The organism is uncultured Roseobacter sp., from assembly GCF_947492555.1.
Taxonomy (GTDB): domain Bacteria; phylum Pseudomonadota; class Alphaproteobacteria; order Rhodobacterales; family Rhodobacteraceae; genus Roseobacter.
In genome coordinates this window covers 457,890-472,901 of sequence record NZ_CANLNE010000001.1, presented here as the reverse complement: position 1 = coordinate 472,901, position 15,012 = coordinate 457,890, and the positions used below count along the sequence as shown (strand labels likewise).

At 61.0% G+C, this 15,012-nt stretch carries 15 protein-coding genes; 5 read left to right on the top strand and 10 right to left on the bottom strand.

Annotated features, from left to right (window positions below):
* Positions 1-34: 34 nt before the first annotated feature.
* The 4 genes from Q1A07_RS02215 to Q1A07_RS02200 form a co-directional block, all read right to left on the bottom strand.
* Positions 35-949 carry a carbohydrate ABC transporter permease gene (locus Q1A07_RS02215; RefSeq protein ID WP_299777425.1) on the bottom strand — a complete coding sequence of 305 codons (915 nt, stop codon included), beginning with the start codon at positions 947-949 and terminating at the stop codon, positions 35-37.
* Entirely contained in the window at positions 946-2,049 is a 1,104-nt protein-coding gene (locus Q1A07_RS02210; RefSeq protein WP_299777423.1) for a carbohydrate ABC transporter permease, read from the bottom strand. The genes Q1A07_RS02215 and Q1A07_RS02210 overlap by 4 nt, the downstream gene beginning before the upstream one ends.
* A 149-nt stretch (positions 2,050-2,198) precedes the next feature.
* Positions 2,199-2,924, bottom strand: a complete 726-nt coding sequence (locus tag Q1A07_RS02205; protein ID WP_299777421.1) for a choice-of-anchor K domain-containing protein — start codon at positions 2,922-2,924, stop codon at positions 2,199-2,201.
* A 391-nt stretch (positions 2,925-3,315) separates the two neighbouring features.
* Positions 3,316-4,974, bottom strand: coding sequence for a substrate-binding domain-containing protein (locus Q1A07_RS02200; protein ID WP_299777419.1), 1,659 nt, complete (start codon positions 4,972-4,974; stop codon positions 3,316-3,318).
* Between the two features lie 217 nt (positions 4,975-5,191).
* Here Q1A07_RS02200 and ugpC point away from each other — a divergent pair, with 217 nt between their 5' ends.
* Genes ugpC through rbsK form a run of 4 tightly spaced genes read left to right on the top strand, consistent with a single transcriptional unit; the run spans position 5,192 to position 8,276 of the window.
* Positions 5,192-6,241 carry a sn-glycerol-3-phosphate ABC transporter ATP-binding protein UgpC gene (gene ugpC, locus Q1A07_RS02195; protein ID WP_299777417.1) on the top strand — a complete coding sequence of 350 codons (1,050 nt, stop codon included), beginning with the start codon at positions 5,192-5,194 and terminating at the stop codon, positions 6,239-6,241.
* A 3-nt stretch (positions 6,242-6,244) separates the two neighbouring features.
* The gene (locus tag Q1A07_RS02190) at positions 6,245-6,895 is read left to right on the top strand and encodes an SGNH/GDSL hydrolase family protein (RefSeq protein ID WP_299777415.1); all 651 of its coding nucleotides are present in this window, start codon (positions 6,245-6,247) and stop codon (positions 6,893-6,895) included.
* Between the two features lie 19 nt (positions 6,896-6,914).
* Positions 6,915-7,364 (top strand): RbsD/FucU domain-containing protein, encoded by a 450-nt coding sequence (locus Q1A07_RS02185; RefSeq protein ID WP_299777413.1) that lies wholly within the window; start codon positions 6,915-6,917, stop codon positions 7,362-7,364.
* A gap of 3 nt (positions 7,365-7,367) precedes the next feature.
* On the top strand, positions 7,368-8,276 hold the full coding sequence (gene rbsK, locus Q1A07_RS02180; protein ID WP_299777411.1) for a ribokinase: 909 nt from the start codon (positions 7,368-7,370) through the stop codon (positions 8,274-8,276).
* Between the two features lie 85 nt (positions 8,277-8,361).
* Here rbsK and modC read toward each other — a convergent pair whose 3' ends face one another.
* From modC to modA, 3 genes are read right to left on the bottom strand one after another with little or no spacing between them, the layout of a single operon-like run.
* Entirely contained in the window at positions 8,362-9,489 is a 1,128-nt protein-coding gene (modC, locus tag Q1A07_RS02175; protein ID WP_299777409.1) for a molybdenum ABC transporter ATP-binding protein, read from the bottom strand.
* A complete protein-coding gene (gene modB, locus Q1A07_RS02170) occupies positions 9,486-10,181 on the bottom strand; it encodes a molybdate ABC transporter permease subunit (RefSeq protein WP_299777407.1) in 696 nt (231 codons plus the stop codon). Before modB ends, modC begins: the two co-directional genes overlap by 4 nt.
* Positions 10,178-10,945, bottom strand: a complete 768-nt coding sequence (gene modA, locus Q1A07_RS02165; protein ID WP_299777405.1) for a molybdate ABC transporter substrate-binding protein — start codon at positions 10,943-10,945, stop codon at positions 10,178-10,180. The genes modB and modA overlap by 4 nt, the downstream gene beginning before the upstream one ends.
* A gap of 219 nt (positions 10,946-11,164) precedes the next feature.
* Between modA and Q1A07_RS02160 the strand changes: the two genes are divergently transcribed.
* Complete coding sequence (locus Q1A07_RS02160) at positions 11,165-11,833, top strand: DNA-3-methyladenine glycosylase I (protein WP_299777403.1); 669 nt, start codon at positions 11,165-11,167, stop codon at positions 11,831-11,833.
* Here the strand turns inward: Q1A07_RS02160 and arsJ are convergent.
* Genes arsJ through Q1A07_RS02145 form a run of 3 tightly spaced genes read right to left on the bottom strand, consistent with a single transcriptional unit; the run spans position 11,830 to position 14,932 of the window.
* Positions 11,830-13,104: an organoarsenical effux MFS transporter ArsJ gene (gene arsJ, locus Q1A07_RS02155; RefSeq protein WP_299777401.1), complete on the bottom strand. Its 1,275-nt coding sequence runs from the start codon at positions 13,102-13,104 to the stop codon at positions 11,830-11,832. The two genes, Q1A07_RS02160 and arsJ, sit on opposite strands and share 4 nt — an antisense overlap.
* Positions 13,101-14,099, bottom strand: a complete 999-nt coding sequence (locus tag Q1A07_RS02150; RefSeq protein ID WP_299777399.1) for an ArsJ-associated glyceraldehyde-3-phosphate dehydrogenase — start codon at positions 14,097-14,099, stop codon at positions 13,101-13,103. Before Q1A07_RS02150 ends, arsJ begins: the two co-directional genes overlap by 4 nt.
* Positions 14,096-14,932: a helix-turn-helix domain-containing protein gene (locus Q1A07_RS02145; protein ID WP_299777397.1), complete on the bottom strand. Its 837-nt coding sequence runs from the start codon at positions 14,930-14,932 to the stop codon at positions 14,096-14,098. Before Q1A07_RS02145 ends, Q1A07_RS02150 begins: the two co-directional genes overlap by 4 nt.
* Positions 14,933-15,012: the final 80 nt, after the last annotated feature.

The window sequence follows — 15,012 nt, the reverse complement described above, 5'->3', positions numbered from 1 at the left end:
CAGGTCCGGCGCATCCCGTTCTCAAATGCCGTCTCTATTTGACCGCACCTGCTGCCATGCCTTTGATGATGTACTTCTCAAGAAAGATCGCAACAATCACCAGCGGCAGAATCGCAGCAGATGACAGGGCTGCCATGGACCACCAGTTGATGCCCTGCGATCCGGTCTGGCTTGCGACCATCACCGGCAGTGTTTTGGCATCTGTAGAGGTCAAGAGGGCTGCGAAGAAGTATTCGTTCCAGCAGAGAACGAGGCTGAGGATGAAGGCCGCCACCATGCCCGGCAGGGCGATGGGCAGCACGATTTGCAGGAAGGCGCCCCAGATGCCGAGACCGTCCACAAGGGCAGCCTCTTCCAACTCCACCGGGATACCCTGGAACTGGTCCCGCATGATCCAGATGACGATGGGCAGCACCATCAGCGTGTAGAGCAGGATGAGTCCGATCCGACTGTCAAGCAGATCGAGTGACTTGTAGAGCACGAGGAAAGGCAGCGCCAACACGACAGGGGGCAGGATCATCTGGCTGAGAAAGAAAAACGAGATGTCGGAGTTCCTCATGAACCCGAAACGGTAGTTGAAGCGCGACAGACCGTAAGCGGCGAGCGATCCCAGCATGACCGCCAGCGTCGAGGCGGAGATGGCGACCACGGCGGAGTTCCAGAAGCGTTTCAGGAACTCCTCGCGCACGGTCGAGACCTCGCCGATGAGGCGGGGCGACAGGCCCAGGCTCTCCCAGCCCTTCCATTTCGGGGTGTAATCGACGAAGGGGATCATGTTCCCGCGCATCACGTCCGGAGCCAGTTTAAATGAGGTAGTCAGCGTCCAGTAGATCGGAAAGAGGCAGATCAAAGCCCAGAGGATCAGCGCGCCGTAGATTGCCACGCGGCTCGACCACCACTTGACTTGTACCTTGCGCCCCGCCGCGTCGTCTTTGAAAATCGCATTCATGCCGGGCGCTCCATCCAGCGACTCACCAGTTTGAGCAGGGCGGTGATGAAAATGATGATCAGCACCAGATAGACCATGGCCAGCAGCGTGCCATAGCCCACGTTCGACCGGTCCCTGTATTCGCGGAAGATGAAACTGGTCACGCTATCGGTGGCCCCTCCCGGTCCGCCGGAGGTGACGTTGATGATGATATCCGCCAGCTTCAGTTTAAAGATGATGCGGATAACGATGGCGGTTACCGAAACGGGCAGCATCAGCGGGAAGATCACCTCCTTGAAGCTTTGCCAGCCGCTGGCTCCATCGACCTTGCTGGCTTCGATCACCTCACGGGGCAGGGCCTGCAGGCCCGCCAGCAACATGATCATCATGAAGGGGATAAAGGTCCAGGCGTCCATCGCCATGATCATGAAGCGCGCCATCTCCGGGGTTCCAAAGAAGCTGGGCTCGAACCCCATTTCCCGCACGAGGCGCGACACCGGACCAAAGCGCACTTCCAGCATCGACTTGCCGACCATCCAGCTGACGGCCACCGGGCTCAGCATCAGCGGCAGCAGGAAAACAACGCGAAAGAACTTGCGCGCCCGGATCTGTGCGTTCAGCAGCAGCGCAAGGCCAAAGGCGATCACGTATTCCACGCTGACCGCAGCCACGTAATACGCCATATTTTTCAGCGCGTTCCAGTAGAACGCGTCCCTCCACATCTGGCGCATATTGTCCCAACCGTTGGGCTGCGCGCCATCGAGCGAGGCGAGGTTCCAGTCGGTAAACGAGATGTAGAGCGCAAAGAGCAGCGGGAAGACCACAAGACTGATCACGAAAAGGGCTGCGGGCAGGACGAAGAGTGTTCGCTTGCCCTTTTCCCCGTTCACGATCACCTGCGCGGCACAGAGGGCCGTAGCCCACAGCAGATAGGCGAGAAGAACAGGGCGCCAGTTTTCAAAGCCGGCCTCGGTCCAACCGGATTCATGTGCAAACTGGATGGAAACCAGCCCCAGAAAAAACGATGCCGTGACCCAAACCATGGCACGGCCAGTCAACTTGCGGCTTTCGGGAATGTCATCTGCCGTGACGGTGTGGAGCAGGTCGCCTTCGGTATTCATGTCGGGAGACTAGCGGCGTCCGCTCAGCGTGTTAAGCACCAAAGACTTTGAGAAGAAAGATTTTTGAGCGCGCGTTTAGACATTCGCGAGGCCAAAAGAAAAGGCGACCCGAAGGCCGCCTTTGTCAATCTGCTTGGCTTTTGCCGTGTTCAGGAAGCTTTGCGCTTGCGGCGCATGGCACCCAAACCGCCAACTGCAGCGATCAGCATCCAGCCCGCTGCCGGCAGCGGTACCTGGGAAACTTCGGCGTAAATAGCCAGCTTGGACCAGTTGTTTTCCTTGTTGGTCCAGTTGAACTTCAACCCGCTGCCGTATTCAGATTCCGACCACGTTTCGCCACTGGTGTTGCCGATAAGAGCAAAGGAGAACCCGTCGATCCGCAGGCTGCCTGACAGCAGATACGGAATGTCCAAACCATAGTCATCCCAGCGGTAGGTCAGAATACGGTCGCCTGTCGGGTTCGGCGTGTTGTCAATGAAATTCCAGAGGAATTCATTGAAGCTCGCGACCGTCGGGCTGTCGATGTTCAACGCCAAATTGAGACCGGCGTAGAAATCGGTGGTTTTGCTCGATGGGTTGGGTTCGTTCTTCCACTTGATCTGGCCGATCTGAACTTTCTCATGACCGGTGATCTGTTCGCTGAACTCATAGTTCTGCACGAAGAGACGGCTATGCTCGTCGGAGCCGCCATAGTCCGGGCAGCTGCCACTTTCGCCCCAAGCGACGCCATTGCCGCCGGCGGTGCTGTAGGTACAGCTGTAACTCACACCTGGATCATTGAATGTTCCGGATGTGGAACCGGAGAAAAGTGTCGCCGCGCTGCCGCCGGTGGCAAGCCCCGCAATGACACATGATATTGCTAAAGTCTTTTTCACTTCAATTTACCCCTTTTACAATGCACGGGAACAAATTCCTGTTGCTCGGCAAAAATACGATTCGCTCCAATTGGAGTCAACGTTGAGACGTTGATATCACCCTATTTAGAGGAAAAAACACGTTTAGAATGAGTAAGTTGCCAACTTAAGGTTGAATCGGAAGTGTATGCCAAAATCACCAAAAACTTGGTGGATTATCCGGATATAGGGAACAATGATTTTTGGCGGGCTTTTGCCGTCAATAGATCAGTTCGGTATTTGTGAACAATTATAGAGGTTTGAGCGGAAATCAGCCGGATTCGGATTTCACGCTGGCGCGCGTTCTTTACGCGGGTCAACAAAAAAAGGGCGCTGAAACCTCAGCGCCCTCGTGATTCTTGTCAGTATCAGGCTAAAGGCCCAGAGAGGCCTTGTAGAGGGCAATCTGGCTCTCGCGTCCGATCTGGTCGGTGATTTTCTCCCAGGCTGCCGCAATGGCATCCGCCGTTTCCTGCGCCGATCCATACTGACCCGCATAGCCCTTGGCCAGCTCATCTTCCGCCACAGAGTAGTATTGGAAGATGCCGGGAATACGCGGCTCGATCGCGGCATTTGGGTGGTTGTAGCTGTCGGCGTTCGAGCTGAGGTAATCCTCAACAAAGGCGCGGTCATAGCCTGCCTCCTCCCACTCATCGTAGTTGAAGTGAGACTGGCGGTAAGGTTGGAAGCCGGACGGGTAGGCGGAGGCCCAGAGCGACAGATCCTTGCCGCCCAGATGGGCTGCTGCCGACCATGCCGCCTTCTTCTTCTTGGCGTCCCCGTCGACCGTGGCCATGACGTAGATGCCCCACCCGATGTAGGCGTTGTTCGGCGAGACATTGGGCGTATCTTCCCACGCGCCGCTTGCCGAATTCCAGACTCGTGCCGAGCCGGGGTTGATGTCGAAACCGACGACTTCGCCCACAACCGAGGTATCCGAGGTGCGTGCCGAAGAACCCACGTCGCCCCACCAGTTCAGCATGCCGCCCGTGCCTGCCAGGAACTGCTGGAAGGCGGTTGTGCCGGGGTCTGCGTTGATCTGGTCGGCGGGATAGGCATCCGCTGCGATCAGGTCCATCACATCCTGGATCGCCTGAACAAAGGCCGGATTGTTGACGCGCGGTTTCATCGTGTCGGGGTCGAACAGCCAGGCGGGATCATCCGGGTGCTTGGCGTAGGGTGCCGCACGGTTTTCCAGGAAGTAGAAGCCAAAACCGCCCCACCCCTTCAGCGGATCCAGATAGCCATGGGCGTCGAGCCCGGTGAGCGGATCGGTCTTGCCCACGAGGAACTTGGACTGCGCGTTGACCTCTTCCCATGTGGTCGGTTGTGCCCAGGGCGTGGTGTTGCCCGCATCGGCCCAGGCCTGCGCCAGTTCTTCGCTTTCGTAATAGTCCTTACGATACGCAAACGTATGGGTGTCGCCATCGATAGAGACGCGGTAGGTCTTGCCATCCCAGGTGCCCACGGGCGCCTTGAGGTAATCCACATAGTCGTCCATGTCGATCTGGTCCCGGACCCAATCGGGCATCTCCGAGGCCATGCCGCGTCCCAGCACGTCACCCTCAAAGGGGGCGCCCATCTCGATGATGTCGAAATCTACGGTGCCGGTCGCAATCGACTGCTGCAGGCGCGCGTTATAGTCGGCCTGTGCGAGGTCGATCCAGTTGATCTTGGCGCCAGTGTAGGCCTCCCAGGGTTTCAGAAAACCGCGGAACAGGAAGTTGTGCAGGTTCTGATTGTTCAGCCCCATGAAGGTCAGCTCGACACCGGCCAATTCTCCCTCGGCGACGTTTTCCTTGGTGGCCCCAAGGCACATCTCGCCCACTTTCTGCCAGTCGCTGTCGGTGGGGGAACCGGCGCCGACACCGGGGATTTTCAGGATTTCTGCCCGGACATTCCCATGCCCGTCGGCGTAGGCTGCCGCCTTGGGCATCATGGCAACAGCACCCACTGCGGCGGTACCTTTGAGCACCTGCCTGCGGTTCATCTTCTGCGCCGCTTTGATGTAGTTATAAAGGTCAACTTTCATATCCATCCTCCCGGGACCTGGTGATATTCTCTTGTCCATGGGCAGACGTTTGGACGCGCGTTTTTATCTGCGTTTTTGATCAGCAGCGCCAGGTGATCCCCCCACGGGATTTCACTATGGGCGAGATTAACCTTAAGTCAACAAAAGCTGTAAACCGGGCGTGGACAAGGCAAATTCCTTTCTCTAGCATCAAAATTCGAAGGCGGGGGGACATCGCATGGCAGGCGTCACAATCCAGGACATCAAGAAATCCTATGGCGCTGTCGAGGTTATTCACGGGGTGAATGTCGATATCGCCGACGGTGAATTCGTGGCCCTCGTGGGCCCGTCGGGCTGCGGAAAATCGACGCTGCTGCGCATGATCGCGGGGCTGGAGCCAATCAACGGCGGGACCATCGCCATCGGGGACCGTGTCGTGAACAATCTCCCCCCGGCGCAGCGGGACATCGCGATGGTGTTCCAGACCTACGCGCTTTATCCTCACAAGTCGGTTGCCGCCAATATGGGCTTTGCGCTCAAGGTCGCGCGTGCGGACAAGGCCGAGATTGACCGTCGGGTGAAAGAAGCGGCGGAGATATTGAGCCTCACCGAATATCTCGACCGGAAACCGCGGCATCTGTCGGGCGGGCAACGCCAGCGGGTGGCGATGGGCCGGGCCATCGTGCGTGACCCGCAGGTATTTCTGTTCGACGAGCCACTGTCCAATCTGGACGCCAAGCTGCGCATACAGATGCGTACGGAAATCAAGGAACTGCACCAGCGGCTTAAGACCACGACCGTCTTTGTGACCCATGATCAGATCGAGGCAATGACGCTGGCGGACCGGATCGTGGTGATGCAGGCGGGGCGGATCGAACAGATCGGCACGCCGCTGGAGCTTTATGACAACCCGGCCAATGAATTTGTGGCCACCTTCATTGGCGCGCCGTCGATGAACCTGATGTATGGCACGCTGACAAATGGGGTTGTCAATCTGGCCGGGCATTCCGTTGCGCTGCCGGGTGTCGAGGGGGCCGGACAGGTGCGCTTGGGCGTGAGACCGGAACATCTGGCGCTGTCCAGCGAAGGCAAGGGGCTGCCGATGCAGGTCAAGGTGGTGGAACCGACCGGGTCGGAAACCATGGTGTTCCTGACCTTCGACGGACGCGATGTGACGGCGGTGTTTCGTGAACGTCACGCCTTCGCGCCGGGAGACATCATTCATCTGACGCCTGATCCGCATCACCTGCATTGCTTTGACGCCGCGACCGGTCAGCGGATCGAATAAGCGATGTCGCCGCGCACCGTTCTTTGTTTCGGGGACAGCAATACCCATGGGACCTGTGCGATGCGCTTCGCCGAGGATCGGCGGCGGCTGCCGAAGGAGATGCGCTGGCCCAGCTGCATGGCGGAGGGTCTTGGTCCGGACTGGGATGTTGTCGCGGAAGGTCACCCTGGCCGCACAGCAGTTTTTGACGACCCCATCGAGGGGTCGCACAAAAACGGGCAGGCTGCGCTGCCGGTGCTCCTGGAGACGCATCGCCCCATTGATCTGGTGATCGTGATACTGGGGACCAATGATCTCAAGGCCCGGTTCAACCAGTCCGCCCATGACATCGCGCTGGGAGTGCAGCGGCTTGTGCGCGATATCATGGCTTGCGATAGCGGACCGGGCAGCAGCGCCCCGCAGATTCTGGTGGCAGCGCCGGCGGTGGTCCGGGAAACCGGGGCGCTGGCCGCGATTTTTGCCGGTGCGGAGGCGAAGTCTGCTCTGGTGCCTGACCTGCTGGCGACGGTGGCGGAGCGGCAAGGCGTGCATTTCACTGACGTGAACGCCGTTGCTCGGGTGGACCCGGTGGATGGTATCCATCTGACGGCAGAGGCGCATGCTGCAATTGGTGCCGCGATGGCGCAAGCTGTGCTACGCATTTTCAAGGACTGACAAAGGAAGGACGCAAGACATGCTCAAAGGACTGGATCCGATCCTGAACGCGGATGTGCTCTATGCATTGCGCGCGATGGGACATGGCGACGATCTGATCATTGCCGATACCAATTTCCCCTCTGACAGCGTGGCGCGGGAAACCGTCTTGGGCGAGGTGTTGCGCATCGACCGCCCGGCGGCGGAGGTGGTGCGCGCGGTTCTGTCGGTCTATCCGATAGATACCTTCGTCGAGGATGCCGCCGCACGTATGGAAGTGGTGGGAGAGCCCGACACGATCCTGCCGGTGATGCAGGAGGTGCAGGCCGAAGTGGATGCCGTAGAGGGCCCCACGATGCTGGGGATCGAGCGGTTTGCCTTCTATGACCGGGCCAAGCAGGCCTACGCGGTGATCCAGACCGGCGAGCGGCGGTTTTACGGCTGTTTTGCCCTGCGCAAGGGCGTGGTGCCGCCGGAGGCAGAGGGCTGAGGTATGGGCAAGGTCGTCATCCTTGGGGTGTTCGTGGCGGACACGTCCTATCGCGCGGATCGGATGCCGCGCATGGGCGAGACCATTCTGGGCAACAGCTTCGCGCTGGGGCCGGGGGGCAAGGGCTCCAATCAGGCGGTGGCCTGCGCGCGCATCGGTGCCGAGACACATATGATCTCCAAGCTTGGGCAGGATGATTTTGCCAAGCTCGCGCTCGACACCTGGGCTGGCGCCGGGGTGACGCCTCATGCGGATCAGATCAGCGAGAGTTATACCGGGGCGGCCTATATCTTTGTCGAGGAAAGCTCTGGCGACAATGCCATCATCGTGGCGCCGGGGGCGGCGGCCTTGATTGACGCGGCGGATATTGATGCGCGTGCGGACCTGATCAAAAGCGCAGATGTGTTCATTACGCAGTTGGAACAACCGATGCCAGCGGCTCTGCATGCGTTGGGTATCGCGCGCGCTGCTGGGGTGACGACGATCCTCAACCCGGCACCTGCGGCGGATCTGCCGGAAGGGATGCTGGCGCTTTGTGACTACGTGACGCCGAATGAAACCGAATGCGAAGCGCTGACCGGGATCACGGTCGAGACGGAGGCGGATGCAAAGCGCGCGGCGGCGGCGCTTCGGGCGCTTGGCGTTGGCACACCCATCATCACGATGGGAGAGCGTGGAGCCTATCTGGACGGTCACGGGCTGGTGCCGGCGATCAAGGCAGGTCCGGTGGTTGAGACAACCGGGGCCGGGGATGCCTTCAACGGTGGGTTTGCTGCGGCGCTGGCAGAAGGTCAGTCGCCCCTGCAGGCGGTTAAGATCGGCTGTGCGACTGCCGGGATTTCCGTGACCCGGCCCGGCACCGCCCCGTCGATGCCAGATCGCAGCGAGGTGGAGGCGCTGCTGCGCGCTTAAACGCGTTTCAGTGCATGGCGTGCGTTATTCGTCGCGGGCACGCTATCTCGGCGCAACAACATCACGGTTTTTTTGAAAAATGGTCTTAGCTGCCCTGCGCGCTTTCAGGTGTTTCGACCTGAGGCCGTGGGGCGTCGCTGATCGCATCACGTGCGACGGAAATCGCCTTGAGGACCGCAAAGACAGGCGCGCCGGGTTCCAGTGCAAGCGCTTCGGCGGACCGCCGTGTAATCCTTGCCAAAAGGAACGCCCTGCCAAAAGACAGCTGCACGATCACGCCTGGACCCGCGCCCAAGCGCAGTTCCGTGACCGTTGTCTCAAGCACATTGAGGGCGGAAATGCCGCGTGGTTCTTTCGTCGCCAACATCACGTCCTGCGCTTCGATCCAGACACGCACCGCAGCGCCTACAGGCTTGTCGACACGTGGCAGCAGCAGGGGCACGCCTTCGGCTTCCAGCGTGCTGAGGCCGTCGGCGTGATGCGCCTGTACCCGCGCGTCGAGCATGGCACCGGCGGACCGCACGCCAAGAGGTGTGATCGCCGGATCGCTCATGACCTCCGCGGCCGGACCCTGACGCGCCACGCGGCCGCCCTCTAGTGCCACGACCGTGGTGGCAATCCGCGCCACTTCCGTTGCCGCGTGGCTCACGTAGAGGATGGGCACAATCACCTCATCCCGCAGCCGTTCGAAGTAGGGCAGGATCTCTGCTTTGCGTTGTTCGTCCAGTGCGGCCAGCGGTTCGTCGGCGAGCAGGATTTGTGGGCTGGCCAGCAGTGCCCGACCAATGGCAACCCGTTGCTTTTCTCCGCCCGACAGCCCCGCGGGCCTGCGGTTGAGCAGGTGCCCGATGCCCAGCAAATCGACAATGCGCGCCATATCTTCGCGCCGGACCGTTTTGGGGGCAAACCAGCGCCCGTAGCCAAGGTTTTGACGGACAGTCAGATGCGGAAACAGCCGCGCCTCCTGAAAGATATAGCCAACCCTGCGCTTATGCGGCGGTAGATTCCGGCCCGTCGTGCTGTCCAGCAGCACGGTGCCATTGCTGGCGATACGACCCGCTTGCGGCGTAAGCAGGCCAGCCACGGTGTTGATGATGGTCGTCTTGCCCGCACCGGACCGGCCAAAGAGCACGGTAATGCCGGGTGGCGCCTCGAACGCGACGTCCAGATCAAAATCGCCAAGGCGGTGCTGCAGCGAAACGGAAAGTGTCATGTGCCCTGCACCTTTCTGGCGGCCCGGCGCGCGAGTGCTTCTGAAAGCAGCAGCGCGCTCATCGCCACGATGATCGAGATGATCACCAGCCGCCAGGCCGAGGTTTCACCGCCCGGCACCTGCAGGAAGGCATAGATGGCCGAGGGCACCGTTTGCGTCTGGCCGGGGATGTTGGAGACAAAGGTGATGGTGGCGCCGAACTCTCCCATGGCCTTGGCAAAGGCAAGCACCGCGCCTGCGATCACGCCCGGCAGGATCAGGGGCAGGGTGACGGTCAGAAACACCCAGACCCGCGACGCACCGAGGGTGGCGGCGGCTTCTTCCAGCTTTGGGTCCACCGCCTCGATCGACAGGCGCATGGCCCGCACCATCAGTGGAAAGGCCATGACGGCTGCCGCAAGGGCTGCCCCGGTCCAGCGGAAGGCGAGCACAATGCCGAAAGGTTCCAGAAGACGCCCCACTGGCCCCTGCGTGCCGAAGGTGGCCAGCAGCAGATACCCCGTCACCACGGGCGGCAGGATCAACGGTAAATGCACCAGCCCGTTCAGCAGCTGTTTGCCGCGGAACTCATAGCGCGCCAGGACATAGGCGACCCACAGGCCAACGGGCAGGCTCAGGAGCGTTGCCCAGAAGGACACATTCAGGGAAAGCGCAACGGCGCGCCATTCGTCGGGGCCGAGCCATTCTGTCACGGGGCGGCCCTCAGCAGGGTAAAACCCTGATTTTCAAAAACCTGACGCGCAGGGGCTGTGGTCAGATGATTGAGGAAAGCCTGCGCTGCCGGTGATGCGCGCGCCTCAAGAAGGGCCGCCGGATAACGTATCACCGGATGGCTTTCGGGCGGGAAGAGCGCAAGGACGCTCACCCGTGGCTCGGCCTGCGCATCGGTGGCATAGACGATCCCAAACGGCGCTTCACCAGCAGCGACCAGCGCCAGTGCTGTGCGCGCATTGTCGGTTTGTACGATCTGAGGGGACAGTGCGTCCCACAGCTCAAAATGCGACAGGGCGGCCTTGGCGTAGATGCCGGCGGGCACCGCCTCGACCAGCGCCGTTGCGATACGTGCGGCACCCAGACGATCGGCAAGGGTTTCTCGGGTCAACGTCAGCGGGGCCGCCTCCGCGCCATGGGCGATCAACACAAGCCGGTTGCCGATGAACTCCCCGCGGGTCTCCGGGGCCAGGGCCTGTTGTGCCTCCAGCCAATCCATCCACGCGCGGTTTGCGGAGATGAAGACATTCGCAGGCGCGCCCTGTGAAATCTGGCGTGCAAGAAGGGAGCTGCCCGCATAGGACAGCGATACGCTATAGTCCGTCTCTTCGATAAAACCCGCTGTGATCTCGTCCAACGCCGTTTTCAGACTGGCAGCGGCAAAAACCGTGATTTGTTCCGCGCGCGCAGGTGCAAGACCGAAAGCGATGAGACAGAGCGCGCAGATCAGCAAGAACCGCATCATTCGGCCTCTCGCCACGTCGGGCGAGCCGCGTACGCAATCTTATTCGTGAGCCTTCGGATCATGGGGCTACATTCTTGCACAGGCAGGGGGGTTGCAAGGGGCCGCGACCGAGGCATGCTGCCGGGGGCGTGATTTTTGCACAGGCGCCTGTGCCACAATGGGCATTTCGCGGGTGCATCGGCGGGGCTAGACTGATGCGCCAGCGAGAAGGAGGATCATATGCGCACCCTGGAAGAGATATTGGCGATCAGCGTTGAACGAAAAGGGTCCGAAGCGGCGATCTTCGAAGGCTTTGAGCCTGCCAAGACGGCGGACCAGTTGGCAGCGACCTCGGATGACCGCTGGCTGGCCGCCATGTCGCGCGCGATCTTCAATGCCGGTTTCAACTGGAAGGTCGTGGAGGCAATGTGGCCGGGGTTTGAAACCGCGTTCAAGGGGTTCGATCCGGGTGTGTGTTCCATGATGGATGACGATTGGTTCGATGCGCTGATCACCGATACCTCAATCGTGCGTCACGGGCCGAAAATCCGCGCCGTGCAGGAAAACGCGGTCTATGTGCGGGCGCAAGCCGATGCGCATGGCAGCTTTGGGGCTTTTGTTGCAAGCTGGGGCGTGGATGATTTTTCGGGGCTGCTGGCACATCTCAAGTCCGAAGGGACACGGCTCGGTGGGACGTCGGGGCAGTACTTCCTGCGGTTCATGGGGGTGGACGGTTACATCCTGTCCCAGGACGTGGTCACCCGGTTGATTGCCGAAGGGGTGATCGACAAACCGCCAACGTCCAAAGGGGCCATGACCGCAGTGCAGGAAGCATTTTCGACGTGGCACCACGCCTCCGGACGGTCGTTGAAAGAGATCAGCCGGATCTTGGCCACCAGTACCGGTTAGGCATTGCCCTCGGCGAATTGACCGCTTTCCGAGGCCCTCAGACGGCCTGCGCCGAACGTGCTGAGCGCAAGCAGCGCGGCGGCCGTTCCCAGACAGAGCGGCAGGCCGCCGATCTGATAGCTGGCCCCCGACAGCACCGTGCCCAGCAGGCGCCCGGCGGCATTGGCCATATAGTAGAACCCCACATCCATCGTGACCCGTTCGCCCGTGCTGAAGGCGAGGATGAGATAGGAATGCAGCGCTGAATTGACCGCAAAAAGCGCGCCGAATATCAAAAGCCCGCCGATCAGCGTGGCCGTCAGCCAGCCGGTGGGTTCCGGCGTGATGTAGGTCAGCAGTGCGAGGCCTGCCGGAATGATGACCAGTGCCGCGACCCAATTGCGAGCCTCGCGGATGATGTCAGCCTCCGGGCGCGCCTTGGCTTTCAGCAGTTTCGGGGCTGCGGCCTGGACCGCCCCGTAGAGGATGATCCAGAGGGCCATGAAACTGCCAATGGTGAAGAAGGCGGCCCGGTTGCCTGCCTCCGTGCCATCGGAGAGCACCGCGTAGAAATAGATCGGGATGCCGACCACGAACCAGACATCGCGCGCGGCAAAGAGGAAGACGCGCGCAAAGCTCAGCCAGTTGACATTGGCGTTCTTGGAGAAAACCTCGCGGAATTTCGCGTCCTTGCGACCCGTGGGCAGCCCCGCGGGCATTTTCACGACGATCACAAGCAGGATCAGCGCCACCACCGCCGCCATGCCCAGCACGGCGATTTTAAGGCCGACGAGGCCCAGCAGCACCGCGCCGGTCAGAAAGCCGAGGCCCTTCACCGCATTCTTGGAGCCGGTCAGCAGCGCCACCCAGCGAAAGAGCCCTCCCTGTTCGGCCGGGGCCAGCAGTTTAACGGCGGATTTCGCGCTCATCTTTGAGAGGTCCTTGGCGACGCCTGAGGCGCCTTGCACCGCCATCACAAAGACCACAGAAGCGGCAACCGTCCAGCTCGGGTCAAGCTGCGCCAGGGCCACCAGCGCGCCGACCTGCAGCGCAAGTCCCGCATAGAGTGTCGAGGTCAGCCCAAACCGCGCCGCGATCCAGCCCGCGCTGAGGTTGGTGACCACGCCCGCGACCTCGTAGAGCACGAAGAGATAGGCCAGTTGCACCGGCGAAAACCCCAGCGTGTGAAAGTGCAGCAGCACCAGCATGCGCAGCGCGCCATCGGTCAGCATGAAGGCCCAATAGGCCGCCGTCACTGCCACATAGGCCGCACCTGCATGCGGGGCGCTCATAGGGAAGCGCCGACCATGAAGGCCACATCCGCCAGCCGGTTGGCATAGCCCCATTCGTTGTCATACCAGACGTAGACTTTCAGCTGGGTGCCATTCACCACCATGGTCGAGGGCGCGTCCACGATCCCGGAGCGCGGGTCGTTGGTGTAATCGGTGCTGACCAGCGGGCGGGTTTCATAGCCCAGAATGCCTTTGAGGTCCCCCTGTGCAGCCGCCTTGAACAACCCGTTCACTTCCTCGACCGTCGTTTCCCGCTCAAGCTCAAAGACACAATCCGTCAGCGAGGCGTTCAGCAGCGGCACCCGCACGGCATGACCGTTCAGGCGGCCCGTCAGTTCCGGGTAGATCAGCGTGATCGCTGTAGCGCTGCCCGTGGTGGTGGGGATCAGTGAATTCAGTGCAGATCGTGCGCGGCGGAGGTCCTTGGCGGGGCGGTCCACGATGGTCTGTGTGTTGGTGACATCGTGGATGGTGGTGATCGAGCCATGTTTGATACCGAGGTTTTCGTGCACGACCTTGACCACCGGCGCGATGCAGTTGGTCGTGCAGCTGGCCGCTGTCACGATCTGGTGCTGCGCTGGATCATAGACGTCGTGGTTCACGCCATAGACGATATTGGCGGTTGGCCCGTCCTTGACCGGTGCGGAGACGACGACTTTTTTCACGCCCGCGGCGAAATAGGGCGCAAGGGTGGCTTCGGTCTTGAAGACACCGGTGCAGTCGATCACCACATCCACACCGTCCAGCGGCAGGGCTGCCAGATCGGTCTCGCCGTGCACCGGCAGCCGGATGCGGTCAATGGTGATACTGTCCTCATCGGCGGCGAAATCCGCTGGCCAGCGCCCGTGCACCGTGTCGAATTCCAGCAGATGCGCGTGCATGGCTGAATCGCCCACCGCATCGTTGATCCAGGCGATCTTTGCGCCACGCTCCAGCAGGGGGCGCAGTGCCAGTTTGCCGATGCGGCCCAGGCCATTGAGGGCATAAGTGGTCATGCAGGGGTTCCTTCCAGGTGGTCCGCGCCAAGATCATCTATGGCGGCTTGCAGTGAAATGGCATCCAGCGTGCTGATGGGCAGCGCGGCAAAGGCCTTCAGCCGGTTGCGCAGCGCGCCATAGGTCTGTTGAAAGGCGAGCCGACGTTCGGCGAGGCTGCCACTGGCCTTGACCGGATCGGGCAGACCCCAATGACCGCTGATTGGCTGACCCTCCCAGGAGGGACACTCCTCGTTGGCGGCCTGATTGCAGACGGTAAAGACAAAATCCATGCGCGGGCTCTCGGGGCTTTGAAACTCCGACGTATGCTTGGATCGTAACGTCGATGTGTCATGCCCCTTGGAGATCAGCATCTCCACCGCCAGCGGGTTCAACTCGGACGTCGGCAGCGTGCCGGCGGAATAGGCGTTGAACCGGGATCCGTCCAGATCGCGCAGAATGGTTTCGGCAAAGATCGAGCGGGCGGAATTGCCTGTGCAGATGAAGAGAACATTGTAGCGGGTGTCGGTCATCTTTGGTGCTCCTTTGGCGAGAGGGGGGCACAACTCCGGTCGGCCCCGGCAGCAGTCAATGAAGAGGAAATCGATCAGCTCCCCTGCTGCGCCGGGCGCGGCACGGTACAGCAGCGAGGTGCCTTGCCGGTGCTGGCGGATCAGGCCCGCGTCCGTCAGGGCCGCGAGGTAGACGGAGGTCGTGGACGCCTTGAGAGACAGGGCTGCGGCAATTTCACCGGCGGGCACCTCGTCTGGATAGCGCCGCATCAGCAGGCGAAAGACGCTCAGTCGCTGAGGGTGGCTGAGTGTGGTGAGGCGGAGAAGAGATTTTTTTTCCATATTTCATGAATATATGAAATAATGAGTCGTGCAAGACTGATCTGCGGTGGGGGCAAAGAAAAACGCGCCCCTTTTGGAGC